This window comes from uncultured Polaribacter sp. (genome assembly GCF_947503875.1).
Taxonomy (GTDB): domain Bacteria; phylum Bacteroidota; class Bacteroidia; order Flavobacteriales; family Flavobacteriaceae; genus Polaribacter.
In genome coordinates, this window is the sequence record NZ_CANNFH010000005.1 from 283,527 (window position 1) to 297,958 (window position 14,432).

General features: G+C 30.2%; 9 protein-coding genes. All 9 read left to right on the plus strand.

Going from position 1 to position 14,432, the window contains the following annotated elements; translation table 11 throughout:
- The first annotated feature begins 181 nt into the window (after positions 1–181).
- Positions 182–2,917, plus strand: coding sequence for a 2-oxoglutarate dehydrogenase E1 component (locus Q0684_RS10195; RefSeq protein WP_299016194.1), 2,736 nt, complete (start codon positions 182–184; stop codon positions 2,915–2,917).
- Positions 2,918–3,096: 179 nt separating this feature from the next.
- On the plus strand, positions 3,097–4,320 hold the full coding sequence (odhB, locus tag Q0684_RS10200) for a 2-oxoglutarate dehydrogenase complex dihydrolipoyllysine-residue succinyltransferase (protein ID WP_299016197.1): 1,224 nt from the start codon (positions 3,097–3,099) through the stop codon (positions 4,318–4,320).
- A gap of 366 nt (positions 4,321–4,686) precedes the next feature.
- A complete protein-coding gene (locus tag Q0684_RS10205) occupies positions 4,687–5,910 on the plus strand; it encodes an outer membrane beta-barrel protein (RefSeq protein WP_299016200.1) in 1,224 nt (407 codons plus the stop codon).
- A gap of 34 nt (positions 5,911–5,944) precedes the next feature.
- Positions 5,945–6,073: a hypothetical protein gene (locus Q0684_RS10210; RefSeq protein ID WP_299016202.1), complete on the plus strand. Its 129-nt coding sequence runs from the start codon at positions 5,945–5,947 to the stop codon at positions 6,071–6,073.
- 212 nt (positions 6,074–6,285) lie between these two features.
- A complete protein-coding gene (locus Q0684_RS10215; protein ID WP_299016205.1) occupies positions 6,286–6,936 on the plus strand; it encodes a hypothetical protein in 651 nt (216 codons plus the stop codon).
- A 245-nt stretch (positions 6,937–7,181) separates the two neighbouring features.
- The gene (locus tag Q0684_RS10220) at positions 7,182–7,742 is read left to right on the plus strand and encodes a hypothetical protein (RefSeq protein WP_299016208.1); all 561 of its coding nucleotides are present in this window, start codon (positions 7,182–7,184) and stop codon (positions 7,740–7,742) included.
- Positions 7,743–7,883: 141 nt separating this feature from the next.
- A complete protein-coding gene (locus tag Q0684_RS10225) occupies positions 7,884–10,280 on the plus strand; it encodes a helix-turn-helix domain-containing protein (protein WP_299016210.1) in 2,397 nt (798 codons plus the stop codon).
- Between the two features lie 275 nt (positions 10,281–10,555).
- Positions 10,556–12,157 carry a phosphatase gene (locus Q0684_RS10230; protein ID WP_299016212.1) on the plus strand — a complete coding sequence of 534 codons (1,602 nt, stop codon included), beginning with the start codon at positions 10,556–10,558 and terminating at the stop codon, positions 12,155–12,157.
- Positions 12,158–12,343: 186 nt separating this feature from the next.
- Positions 12,344–14,197 carry a cytochrome c peroxidase gene (locus Q0684_RS10235; protein ID WP_299016213.1) on the plus strand — a complete coding sequence of 618 codons (1,854 nt, stop codon included), beginning with the start codon at positions 12,344–12,346 and terminating at the stop codon, positions 14,195–14,197.
- Positions 14,198–14,432 lie beyond the last annotated feature (235 nt).

Here is a 14,432-nt window from a genome sequence, read left to right on the forward strand (position 1 = left end):
ACGGGTATTTCCGTTTTGCGAGTGCAAATATATATCTTTTTACAATATCACCAAACAAAAAGTAGAAAAAAAAATATTTTTTTTATTTTGCTTTTTATAATACAAATAAATTCTTGCTTTTATAGCAAATATTGTATTTTTGTTTATTCCTATAAGCTTATAAAAAAGCAGAAATTATAATATGGATAAATTTTCGTTTTTAAACGCAGCACACACAGGCTTTATAGCCGATTTATACGATAAATATTTAACAAACCCAGATACGGTTGAACCGAGTTGGAGAAGTTTTTTTCAGGGCTATGATTTGGCCAATGAAAATTATTCTTTAACAGATGAAGATGAAGCTACAGAAATTCCGCAAGAAGTTAAAAAGGAGTTTTTAGTAGTAGATCTTATTAATGGTTACAGAACACGTGGGCATTTATTTACCAAGACAAACCCAGTTAGAGAAAGAAGACAATATCAGCCTACATTAGATCTTGAGAATTTTGGTTTAACAGATGCTGATTTAGAGTTGGAATTTTCTGCAGGTGAAGTTTTAGGATTAGGTAAAGTGAAACTTTCTGAAATTATCAGTCACTTACAAAAGGTTTATTGTGACTCTATTGGTGTAGAGTACATGTACATGCGTAATCCAGATAAGCTGAAATGGTGGCAGAAACGATTGAATGAAAATTACAATCACCCAAGTTATTCTAATGACGCTAAGAAATATATTCTTTCTAAATTAAATCAGGCAGTAACTTTTGAGAGCTTTTTGCAAACAAAATATGTTGGTCAAAAACGTTTTTCTTTAGAAGGAGGAGAAGCTTTAATACCTGGGATTAGTGTAGCTCTAAGAGATGCTGCAGAAATTTATGGAGTTAAAGAATGTGTATTAGGTATGGCACATAGAGGTAGGTTAAATACCTTGGTAAACATTTTTAAAAAACCAGTTAGAGATTTATTTAGTGAATTTGAAGGAAAGGATTTTGAAGATGATGATATTGATGGAGATGTAAAATACCACTTAGGTTTAACTTTAAGTAAAACCTATAGAGATGGTAATGAGATAAAAATGAATTTAGTTCCAAATCCGTCTCATTTAGAAACTGTTGCTGCAGTTGCAGAAGGAATTACAAGAGCTAAAATAGATAGAAAATATAATGGAGACTCTGGTAAAATTCTACCAATAGTCATTCATGGAGATGCTGCTATTGCTGGCCAAGGTATTGCTTATGAAGTAGTGCAAATGGCAAAGTTAAATGGCTATAAAACAGGTGGAACCATTCATATTGTAGTAAACAACCAAGTTGGTTTTACTACCAATTATTTAGATGCACGTTCTAGTACGTATTGTACAGATGTTGGTAAAGTAACCTTATCGCCAGTTTTACATGTTAATGCAGACGATACAGAAGCTGTTTGCCATGCAATGCAAATGGCATTAGAATTTAGAATGCGTTTTAAAACAGATGTTTTTATAGATCTTTTAGGATATAGAAAATACGGACATAATGAAGGTGATGAGCCTCGTTTTACACAACCAAAACTTTACAAAACTATTTCTAAGCATAAAAATGTAAAGGAGTTATATGCTCAACAATTGCTAGATGAAGGAAGCATAGAAAAAAGCTACGTTTCTGAAATTACTAGTGAGTTTAAGGGGATGTTAGAAAGGGAGTTTGATGAATCTAAGAAAGTAGAAACATCAAAAGTAAAAGAATTTATGCAATCTACTTGGGAAGGTTTTGATAGAGAAGACCTGTCTACAATGTTAGAAAAAGTAGATACTTCTTATAAAATAGAAGGTTTAAAAAATATTGCAAAAGTTGTTTCTACCGTGCCAGAAGGCGCTAAGTTTTTAAGAAAAGCAGAGCGTATTTTAAAAACTAGAGATAAAATGGCTTTTGAAACCAATGAATTAGATTGGGGAATGGCAGAAAATTTAGCTTACGGTTCTTTGATGGAAGAGGGTTTTAATGTACGTATTTCTGGACAAGATGTAGAAAGAGGAACTTTTTCGCATAGGCATGCTATTTTAAGGGATGAAATTACAGAAGAAAGAATTAATTTGCTAAACACAAATCCAGACAATAAAGGGCAAATGTATATTTACAATTCTTTATTATCTGAATATGGGGTTTTAGGTTTTGATTATGGTTATGCCATGGCAAACCCAAACACGTTAACTATTTGGGAAGCTCAGTTTGGAGATTTTTCTAATGGTGCGCAAATTATGTTTGACCAATATATTTCTGCTGCAGAAGACAAATGGAAACTGCAAAACGGAATTGTGGTTTTATTGCCTCATGGTTATGAAGGACAAGGTTCTGAGCATTCATCTGCAAGAATAGAACGTTATTTACAATTGTGTGCAGAAGATAATATGACAGTTGCAAACTGTACAACACCAGCAAACTTTTATCATTTGTTGCGTAGGCAAATGAAACGTGATTATAGAAAACCTTTAATTGTATTTACACCAAAAAGTTTATTGCGTCATCCTAAAGTTATTTCATCTATGGAAGATTTGGCAACAGGAGAATTTCAAGAAATAATAGATGATACATTAAACCCTAAAAAGGTGAAGAAATTGGTGTTTTGTATGGGTAAATTCTATTATGATCTTTTAGAGGAAAGAGAAAATTTAGAAAGAGAAGATGTTGCCTTGGTAAGAATAGAGCAGCTGTTTCCTTTACATTTAGAAAAATTACAGCAGGTAATAGATAGATACCCTAATGTAACAGATTATGTTTGGGCACAAGAAGAGCCAAGAAATATGGGTGCATGGAGTTTTATGTTAGAACGTTTTGATTTGGTAAAATTAAATGTTTGTTCTCGTAAATATTATGCAGTGCCTGCAGCTGGTTCTAGTACGCGTTTTAAAAAGCGTCATAAAGCAGTAATCGATAGTGTTTTTAATACGTCTGAGTAAGTTGCGTTAAGGATTGAAACGGCATCCTTTTTACTGAGTTTGATTGATTACGCTTTTTTAGCGTAATTGTAGAAAACTTAGTAAAAAGATATAGTGGAAAGCCTGTTAAAACGCCCAAAAAATAAATAATAAAATAATTAAATGCTAAAATTAGTTTAGCGCAAGTAAATTTAGAAACCATGAGTGTTTTAGAAATGAAAGTTCCTTCTCCAGGAGAATCAATTACAGAAGTAGAAATTGCAACTTGGTTAGTTGAAGATGGAGATTATGTTGAAAAAGATCAACCAATTGCAGAGGTAGATTCTGACAAAGCTACTTTAGAATTGCCTGCAGAAGAAAGTGGAATTATTACCTTAAAAGCAGAAGAAGGTGATGCTGTGGCTGTTGGAGAGGTTGTTTGTTTAATAGACACTAGTGCTGCAAAACCAGCAGACAGTGAGGAGTCTTCAGCAAGCAGTGAGCAGTCAAAACCAGAAGAACCAAAAGCTAAAAGTGAACAGCCAAAACCTGAAACAGCAACTTACGCTACAGGAACTGCTTCTCCTGCTGCTAAAAAAGTATTGGCAGAAAAAGGGATAGACGCAAAATCTGTAAAAGGAACTGGTAAAGATGGTAGAATTACCAAAGAAGATGCTGTAAAAGCGGTGCCTTCTATGGGAACTCAGCCAGCAAATGGAACACGTGGTACAGCGCGTAAAAAAATGTCTATGTTGCGTAGAAAAGTTGCAGAGCGTTTGGTAGCTGTAAAAAGCGAAACAGCTATGTTAACTACCTTTAATGAGGTTAATATGCAACCTATTTTTGATTTACGTAAACAATTTAAAGAAGACTTTAAAGCAAAGCACGGTGTTGGTTTAGGGTTTATGTCTTTCTTTACTTTAGCGGTAGTTAGAGCTTTAAAAATGTATCCAGATGTAAACTCTATGATAGATGGAGATTACCAAATAAAGCACGATTTTCAGGATATTTCTATAGCAGTTTCTGGCCCAAAAGGATTAATGGTGCCTGTAATTAGAAATGCAGAAAACCTGTCTTTTAGAGGCGTAGAAAGTGAGGTAAAACGCTTGGCAATTAGAGCAAGAGATGGGCAAATTACTATAGATGAAATGACTGGTGGAACTTTTACCATTACCAATGGTGGTGTGTTTGGTTCTATGTTATCTACGCCAATTATTAATCCGCCACAAAGTGGAATTTTAGGAATGCACAATATTGTTAACAGACCAATGGCAGTAAATGGTGATGTTATTATTCAGCCAATTATGTATGTGGCTTTATCTTACGATCATAGAATTGTAGATGGTAGAGAATCTGTTGGTTTTTTAGTTGCTGTTAAAGAAGCGCTAGAAAATCCTGTAGAATTGTTAATGGATAACAATCCAACAAAAGCATTAGAAATGTAACCCAAAATTTGGGTTTATAAGTATGTAAAACTGCGCTTGGCAACGTTTCTCATAAAAATATTAAAATCCTGAGTTTTTACTCAGGATTTTTTTTGTTTGTAGCTTTTTCCTGCTTTACACTATATCTTTTTTTCGTTCCTCAAAAAAGGATGTCGTTTCAATCAGGGCTAAACTTGTTTGCTAGCTTTATGCTTCCAAGAATTTTGTAAATTACTGCATAATTACCTTTGCTATGAAAGTTACAGCAGAAAAATAGAACAACTGTGGTGTTTAAAAAAACATTAAAACAACGTTATATTTGTATGTAACGTTATGGCTTATTAAGAAACCACAATTGAACAAACTAATAACAGTAATAATTAAAATATGAAAAAGAAACTAATTCTTATACTAGCTTTACTTGTATGCACCTATTCCTATTCCCAAATTAGATTCGAAAAAGGATATTATATAAATAATGATGATGAAAAAATTAACTGTTTCATTAAAAATATTGACTGGAGAAGTAACCCAACAAAGTTTGACTTTAAATTGACCGAACAAAGTGACTCTAAAAAATTAAATATAAATTTAGTAAAAGAATTTGGAATTAATAACACCTCAAAATATATAAGATGTACCGTAAATATTGATAGGTCAACTGAAAATGTAAATAAATTAAGTAATGATAAAAACCCTATTTTCACTAAAGAACAACTTTTTTTAAAAGTATTAATAGAAGGTAAAAACGCTTTGTATGAGTATATTGATAATAATTTAAAACGATTTTTTTTCAAAAATAGTAATTTAAGTATTGAGCAATTAGTATTTAAAACTTATTCTACGGCTAGTGGTAATTATTATGGTGAGAATAATTTGTTTAGACAACAACTTTTAAATAACTTAAAATGTCCAAAATTTACAAGCAATAGATTTAAAAATTTGAAATACAAAAAGAAAGAATTACTAGATTTATTTATTGACTACAATGAATGCTTTAATAAGACAGATACAAATTTTGAAACAACAAAAAAGAGAGATATTTTCAATTTAAATATTAGACCTCGTTTAGTAAGTACCTCTTTAGAAATTAACTCAATTTTTGAATTCAGAAATGCAGATTTTGGAAATAAAACTGTTTTTGGTATAGGAGTTGAAGCAGAATTTATCTTGCCTTTTAATAAAAACAAGTGGGCTATTATTATTGAACCTACATATCAAAATTTAAAGACTGAAACAACTGTTAATACGCGTACTTTTTTTGGAGGAGAGTTAACCACAATAATTAATTATAAGACAATTGAATTTCCTGTGGGCGTTAGGCATTATTTATTTTTAAGTAATAATTCAAAACTTTTTATAAATGCTTCATACGTAACAGGATTTACATTGAATTCAACAAGCGAATACGAAAGAAAAGATGGGTTTGATTTAGAGCCTTTAGAAATTAAATCAAGAGATAACTTAGCCTTTGGATTTGGTTATAATTATAGAGATAGCTATAGTTTAGAATTAAGATACCAAACAAATAGAGATATTTTTAGTGATGATGTTACTGTAAAAACAGGCTACAATTCATTTTCAATAATATTGGGATATTCATTTTTTTAATAAGGTAAGCAAAATTCAAAAAAATATTAAAAGAATGGTAATTGTAGCACCAACAGGTGTTGCTGCAATTAATGCAAAAGGTGTAACTATTCATTCGTTTTTTCAAATGCCTTTTGGGCCTATTTTACCAAATCAGCCACCAAATAACCAACAATGTGTATAATTTATTACTATTATTGGCAACTTTGGGAAGTTTTTTTGCACTTCAAGTGTAGAGAATTTTTACTAACTTTACACTAAATCAACGCCAGAAAACATAGACAATTACTTTACTACGCCTATAACAGCACTTTACCTAATAGAAACGACAATTTCACTCATTTTGATTTTTTAATAAGATAAACTGACCTTAAATTCGTATGAAATAAGAACTAAATGAAAAAAGTGCTTTACATATTATTCTTTTTATTCATAAACATCTCTTTATTATTTGCTCAAGAGAATAAAAAAAGAACTTATGAAATTTCAGTTATTAGTCAACCTCAAAAAGTTGAATTAATCGAATACGAAAACGGAAAGTATGTTGGAAATGTAATTACAGTAATCACACAAGGAAAATGGAAAACAGGATGGTTAATCCGAACTTGGAGAGATATTTGGAATATTGAAGATGAAGAAATAGTTGATAAAAACCAGATAGACAAAAAAGTTGTAAAAAATTTAATGAACGAACTCAAAAAAAATGAAATTGAAACTATAAAAAAGTGCAGTAAAGATCAAGAATGTAATAAATACGGATTTCTTGACGGCGGAGAAGTTTCATTTAAAATTGAATCAACTCAAATTGAACGAGAATATGGATTTGTAGAGATCTACCCTTTAAAAGAGAATAATAAAGAGAAAATTGAATTACGCATTAAAGCACAGAATCTAATTACAATTGTTTATAAACACATTAATTTAGAACAAAAATTCTCTGAACTGTTCAAACGACTTCCAAGAGGTTATTATAATTGGTATCAAGCAAGTGGACATTCGATAGTGACAATAAAAAACAGAAAGCGAAAAAATAAATATGTTTGGTAATAGCGTATAAACTTTATTGCTATTAATGGCTTATTTTGGAAAAGTGTTTGCACACTTTTTATTCAGTAATTTTTACTAGCTTTACTACTAAATTAACGCAGTAAAGCTTATGTAAATAGGCTACCACACATTTTAAAAAACCAATGATTGAAAAATTAATAGAAAGAACAAATACGACCGAATTCTATCAAAATGGGCATTTACATTTGACTGAATTAAAAGGTCAAACTAGTCAATATAAAAAAATGGAATTCAATTTTGTGGTTGAAGAGCAAGACGATTTTGGAAAAATGCATAATATTGAGCATTGGAGATTAATTGCTCATGAAACAATAGATTTTAACGGAATTTACGCTGACTTGTATCTTCCCTACATTAAGCTGAAAATTTTAATTGACCATCCACTACTTTGGACTTATAATAAGGCAGAATTGGAATGTGAACTAATAAAGTATCCAGAAAATCCAAGCGAATTTATGGGCGATTTATTTTTTGAATATGAAAAAGTTGCTGGAAATTGGATTCCGCTTCACAAGAATTTTTGGGACCTGAATGAATATTATAAACAAAACGGAAAGCGGAATTTGTCAATACCAAAACCTTTAAAAGAATCGATTGAAAAAGTTTGTAAAAAACACGGAATAGATTTTAAAGTAAAAAAGGAAACAGATGGATATGATAAAGGTTATTCGAATAGACCAAATGCTAAACTTCTGATTTTTGGAAATGAAGATATTAGTCCAAACAATTTTAATTTAGGTCAACCATATATAATTGCCGATGAATTTATTGCAAATCGAAAATAAAAAGGGTACAACAACCCATATAACAAATAAAAAAATATTTTTTTACAATTTCTCAAATTCTCCATTCGATAAAAGAGCGTTTTACTAAAACTACTTAGTCAAAATAATTTTTAATTTTTTACCTTGCCATAAAAAGCTAAAATGTCAAAAAATCCTGAATTAGAACTTGCTTTAAATTTTATTGAAAAAACCGATAGAAACTTGTTTATTACAGGTAAAGCAGGCACAGGAAAAACTACTTTTTTACATAAAATTAAAAACGAGTCTTTAAAAAGAATGGTAATTGTAGCACCAACAGGTGTTGCTGCAATTAATGCAAAAGGCGTAACTATTCACTCATTTTTTCAAATGCCTTTTGGGCCTATTTTACCAAATCAGCCACCAAATAACCAACAACGTAGGTTTTCTAAAACAAAGATTGATATTATAAAATCTTTAGATTTAGTAATAATAGATGAAATTTCTATGGTTCGTGCAGATTTATTAGACGGTATAGACCAAGTAATGCGCCGTTATAAAAACAGAAATAAAGTTTTTGGTGGTGCACAAATTTTAATGATTGGAGATTTACAACAATTAGCACCTGTTGTAAAACCAAACGAATGGAGTTTACTGCAAAATCACTATGAAACTGTATATTTTTTTAGTTCTAAAGCGTACCAAGAAGCCAATGTAGTTTCTATAGAATTGAAACATATTTACAGGCAAAAAAACGAAGATTTTATTAAAATTTTAAATGAAGTTAGAACAGATACTTTATCAAACGAATCTGCAGAAATTTTAAATAGAAATTACAATCCGTCTTTTTCTCCAGACAAGGAAGAAGGTTTTATAACGTTAACTACGCATAATAATAGAGCCAATTTAATCAATAACTCAGAACTGAATAAACTAACAGATAAAAGTGTTTTTTTTAAAGCAGAAATTTCTGGTAAGTTTAATGAAAACGCTTTTCCTAATGATGAGAATTTAGAGCTTAAATTAGGCGCTCAAGTAATGTTTATTAAAAACGACTCTTCTCAAGAAAAAAGATATTTTAATGGAAAGATAGGTATTATTACAAAGATTTCTAAAGAAACTGTAACGGTTAAATGCCCAAATGATGCAGATGAAATTGTAACAGAAAGAGAAACTTGGTCTAATATTAATTATTCTATAAACGAAGAAACAAAAGCTATAAAAGAGGAGTTAATTGGCGCTTTTACTCAAATTCCGTTGCGTTTGGCTTGGGCAATTACTATTCATAAAAGTCAGGGTTTAACCTTCGAAAAAGCAATTATAGATGCAGAAGCCTCATTTGCACATGGGCAAACGTATGTTGCTTTAAGCAGATGTACTTCTCTAGAAGGTTTGATCTTAAAAACTAAAATTACAAGCAATGCAATTATAAATGATAGAACTGTAAGTGTATTTAATGAATCTGTAGAAGAAAATCATCCAGATGAAAACATATTAAATGCCTCAGAAACACAGTTTCAGCTTAATTTAATTGCAGAATTGTTAGATTATCAGCCTTTTTTGTATCCCATTACAAGGTTGATAGATATTTTTTACAAGAATAAAACAAGTATTAAAGGAGATGTAATAGATCATTTACAAACCATAAAAGATGATGGAGTAGTAGCACTTATGAAAGTAGCCAATGGCTTTAAAAATGAGTTGTTAAAACTCTCAGAAAATGGAGTTGTACCAGAAAATAGTACTAAAATTAAGGAAAGATTTGGCAAAGCAGTGGCCTATTTTTTAAATACAACCAAAACAAATATAGAAAAACCTATAGAGGCACTGCAATTTTCATCTGACAATAAAGCTGTAAAAAAAGACTTTTCGGCTCAATTTGATGCACTTCAAGAAAAATTAGAAGAAAAATTATTTGCTTTACAAAAAATGGAAGCTGGTTTTAATACCAAAAATTATTTGGCGGTTAGAGCAAATGCAGTTTTACAAAAATCAGCACCCAAAAAGAAAAAAACACTTTCTAAACGTGATCCTATTTTAGCACTTAAATTACGCGAGTTGAGAGATGAAATTCGCGAAGCAGAAAATATTGCTGCTTTTCAAATTTTTACACAAGAATCTTTATATGCAATGTGTGATACTTTACCAAGAACAACCCAAGAATTAATCAATATTAAAGGTATGGGTAAAACTAGAGTTGCTAAATACGGGGAAGAAATTTTAGCACTCATCAATACATATTGCGAAGAAAACGGAATTAACAGTTTTAATGAGCAAAACAAAGAAGGTAAAAAATCTACCAAACAAATTACCTTAGAACTTTTTAAGTCTGGCATGGCAATTTTAGAAATTGCAAAAGAACGCAAACTAACCACTGGCACTATAACCAACCATTTGGCAAGTTATTTAGAGTCTGGCGATGTAGATATTTTAGAATTAGTACCTATTAAAAAGTATCAAAAAATAGTAGCAGAAATAGAAAACGTAGACTTTAAAACTCTTACAGAGCTTAAAGAAAAGGTAGACCCAGATTTTACATATTCAGAACTTAGAATTGTTTTAAAATCAATGGAAAATTAATGTTAACTACTTTAATTTTTTGTAAATAAATACAACAAATTCAAATTGCTTATTTGGAAAACTAATTAGGTGTAAATCTCCTATTTTAATAAGCTTAAAGCAGTTTTTGTGCCTACTTCCGTTATTTGGACTAATTAGGTTTAGTAAGCTTTTCCTAACAATCTTAACATCTAATAAACAAAACTGTAACAAAAACGTTTCATTATTTTAATGTCTTAGAAGAAAGTTGAAGATAGATTTGTAACATCTAATTAACACTCAATAAAACAAAAAAAATGAAAAATTTATTTAAAATTACTTTTTTATCTGTAGTTATTGTCACCGGGCAACTTTTATTCTTTAGTTGTACGCAAGATGGTCTAAATGGTCTTGATGGCAAAGATGGCATAAATGGCCTTGATGGTCTAAATGGTATTGATGGTAAAGATCTAACCGTTTCAAAAATGATTCCTTTAGAAAAATCTTTAGTTCCAAATTCTGTATTTGAATTAAAAGGGGAATTTAGTTCGACAGCAAAATTAGACATGATTATGACGTCTCAAGATATTTTACCTTCAGACTCTACTTTTGTTTATGGCGCTTTTATGGATGGTGCAGCTCTGTATCCTTATGGAGATGGAACTTTTGCATTTATCAACAATTTAGAAGCAGATTACTCTATAGCTAGAATTCGTTTAAATGAAAAATTACAACCTTTAGAGGGAGATTATATTGTAAACTCTACAGCAACAGCATTTACAGCAATGTGTTCTGGTTCTTCTGTAACTATAGAAGAACATGGTTTTGGACCCTTATATCTTTCTGGAGGAGAATGGGGAGGTAATGCAAAAGGTGTCTACAAAGTAAATCCTTTTAGGTTAAAAGAAAATCGTGTTTCTGTTGATAGATTGCCAGCTTTAGGAGAATGGTCTACAGAAAACGCAGTAGTTATTGGTAAAGATGCTTACCCAAATAAAACAGTTGTTTTTATGGGAGATGATGATAGTAATAACGCTTACCCAGAAGCGCACTTTGCAATGTACGTGGGTAACAGAGGAGATTTAGAGTTTGGAGATCTATATGTATTAAGAGGTAAAAATGCTGTAGAAAGTGCTCCAGGACAAGGAGGTTTACTTTTTGAAATGGGTATGTCTGAAGATATTACGTATGATGTAGAATGGGTAAAGGTTAAAGAAAGAACTTTAAACGAGTTAAACCAAGAAGCAATAGATTCTCTTGCAATAGGTTTTCAAAGAATAGAAGATATAGATTGGCAAAAAGGTTCTGCTGCTGCAAATAGAAATGTATTTTTTAACGCAACTGGTAGATACAGAGCAAACAATCCAGATTTGGCAAATAGAGGTACTACTTTTGGTAGAGTTTATAAATTAGAATTAAATCCAGAAGATCCAATAGCAGATGCTAAAATAACGTTAGTGGTAGATGGTGATAAGGATGGTGGTATTGGAGACGGTATGCACTCTCCAGATAATATTTTAGTTACTGCAAACTATGCATATATTCAAGAAGATCCTAATGGCTATGCAGCTTTAAATAGTAATATAAATGGTTTTGCTAAACTTTGGCAATATAATATTAATACCAAAACACTTACAGAAGTAATGGAGTGTAACCAAACTGTAGCTAGTGGTTTAGATATTGGAAACACAAATAGTATGTGGGAAATTACTGGGCTTATAGATGTTACAGATATTGTTGGAGCCACAGAACCGACTTTTATTGGTGGAGCACAAGTACATGGTTGGAGGCCAGATGTAAACCCTAACAACGCACAAAGAGCAGATGGTAAATATTTCTTTGATGAAAATGCCATAGATGAAGGATCTGCTAGAAAAGAAGGTTCTTTCTTATTTAAAGTTACAGGCTTACCTAGATAAATAAAAAACTTAAATATACATAAGACTGTCTAAAAAGTCTTAGATTTTGTTATTTTGAGCGAAATGCAATGGAGTCGAAAAATCTATTTTATTAAATTTTAATAGTTTAGATTTCTCCATAAAGTAGAAATGACAAGTTAAAATTACTTTTTAGACAGTCTCTTTTAACACATAATTTTTTTTGCAATGAAAATATTTAAAAATCTTTTTGTAATTATATCTGTTTTTACCTGTTTTTTTTCTTGTAATACAAAAGAAGCTCATCAGAAATATACGCAATTATCGGCTACTAGACCTTCTTTATTTACAAAGCCAATAAAAGAGTATTATTTTAAAGTGTTAGATAGCGCAACCTTTTACATGCAAAAAATAGATACTTTAAAAAACTTAGAAGAGAATCAAAATTTGTTTTTGGAAACTAGAAAATGGTATAAGAAAGCAGAGCCTTTACTTATAGCTTATGATTATGAAAATTACCTTTCTATAAATGCCCCCAATTTATTAAAAGTAGAAATAGAAGATTACACAGAAATTAAAAAATTAAAACCCAAAAGTTACCAAGTATTAGAAGAGTATCTTTTTGGTGATGATGCAATTAATAATAAAGATTTGTTTAAAGTTTACAATTATTTAAGCGTAAGACTACCATTTATTAGAAAAAACCATATTTTAATTAGGCAAACAGATACCCACCATTTACAGATGATTAGAGATGCAATAGTAAATATAGCTACCAAAGGAATTACCGGTTTCGATTCTCCAATGCTTGCCAACTCTCTTCAAGAAGCAATTTATAATTATGAAACTATTGCTTCTATTATAGACATTTATGCAACTGGTTTTTTAGATAAGAATGTTTATAACGAATGGAAAATTGAAATTAATAAAACAATAGCAACTTTAAAAGGGAGTAATTTTAATGATTTTGATAGATATTCTTTTATTAAAAATCATACGAATAAGCAATTAACATTAATTAATAAAACAGCCTTAGAGTTTAAAATTAACTTAAATTCATCAAGACCTTTAAACCCGAAAGCAACAAATCTTTTTTCTAAAGATTTTTTTAATATAACACAATTTGGGCCACCAAATGCTCTAGAAATTACACCAGAAAGAGTTGCTTTAGGAAAGCAATTGTTTAATGATACCTCTTTGTCTAAAAATAATACTATTAGTTGTGCAAGTTGCCATAAAAAAGAGAAAGCTTTTACAGATGGTAAAACTTTAGCTATAGGTGAAAATGGTAAAATATTAAGTAGAAATACACCAACTTTAGCCTATACCGTATATCAAAAATCTTTTTTTTACGATGGTAGGTCAGGTGGTTTAGAAAATCAAATTGTAAGTGTTACTAATAATGAAAATGAGTTTCACACCGATTTAAATACTATTGTAGAAAAAATAAATAAAGAAAAAAAGTATTTAGATCAATTTAATGCACTTTATAATGGGCAAATTACCAATTTTAATGTTAGAAATGCAATTGCCACTTACGTTCGTAGTTTAACTCCTTTTAATAGTAAGTTTGATAGGAATTTGCAAAATAAAGAAAACACACTTACTTTAGAAGAACAAAAGGGTTTTAATCTTTTTATGGGAAAAGCAGCATGCGCCACTTGCCATTTTCCACCTTCTTTTTATGGTACAGTTCCTCCAAAATTTAACGAAACAGAATTTGAAAATTTAGGTGTAACAAAAAATGATGATTTTAGTGAGCCAATACTAGATGAAGATTTAGGACTTTATTTTCCTTTTAAAGTAGATGAAAGAAAACGTTTTTTTAAAACATCAACAGTTAGAAACGCAGAGTTAACAGCACCCTACATGCACAATGGTGCTTACAAAACTTTAGAAAAGGTTTTAGAATTCTATAACAATGGTGGTGGTGCAGGTATGGGTTTAGAGGTGCCTTATCAAACTTTACCAGTAGATTCACTTAATTTAGATGACACAGAAATTAAGGCTATTATACAATTTATAAAATCCTTAACTGATAAAGAATATGAAATAAATAACACTATCGCTTTAAATAAATAGATGCATTTATAAAGTAAAATTATTTATTTTGAAAATATAAGTAATGAGTGTATTAGATAAATTTTAAACAAGTAAAACCAATCTTAAGTAGTAAAGCGCAAAATAAATTTTTGTTTGAATGTCTTTAAAATCGTTAAATTATCTTTAATAAAACTGTATTCTGTTTAACAAATATTTAAGATTCCGTAGATAATGGTTTCCTTAACTTCGAAAACTATAATTCAAACAAATTTAT

Excerpts from the sequence above, each read along its gene's own strand:
- Q0684_RS10195 (WP_299016194.1), top strand. The coding sequence starts at position 182 with ATGGATAAATTTTCGTTTTTAAACGCAGCACACACAGGCTTTATAGCC.
- odhB (WP_299016197.1), top strand. The coding sequence starts at position 3,097 with ATGAGTGTTTTAGAAATGAAAGTTCCTTCTCCAGGAGAATCAATTACA.
- Q0684_RS10205 (WP_299016200.1), top strand. The coding sequence starts at position 4,687 with ATGAAAAAGAAACTAATTCTTATACTAGCTTTACTTGTATGCACCTAT.
- Q0684_RS10210 (WP_299016202.1), top strand. The coding sequence starts at position 5,945 with ATGGTAATTGTAGCACCAACAGGTGTTGCTGCAATTAATGCAAAAGGT.
- Q0684_RS10215 (WP_299016205.1), top strand. The coding sequence starts at position 6,286 with ATGAAAAAAGTGCTTTACATATTATTCTTTTTATTCATAAACATCTCT.
- Q0684_RS10220 (WP_299016208.1), top strand. The coding sequence starts at position 7,182 with ATGGAATTCAATTTTGTGGTTGAAGAGCAAGACGATTTTGGAAAAATG.
- Q0684_RS10225 (WP_299016210.1), top strand. The coding sequence starts at position 7,884 with ATGTCAAAAAATCCTGAATTAGAACTTGCTTTAAATTTTATTGAAAAA.
- Q0684_RS10230 (WP_299016212.1), top strand. The coding sequence starts at position 10,556 with ATGAAAAATTTATTTAAAATTACTTTTTTATCTGTAGTTATTGTCACC.
- Q0684_RS10235 (WP_299016213.1), top strand. The coding sequence starts at position 12,344 with ATGAAAATATTTAAAAATCTTTTTGTAATTATATCTGTTTTTACCTGT.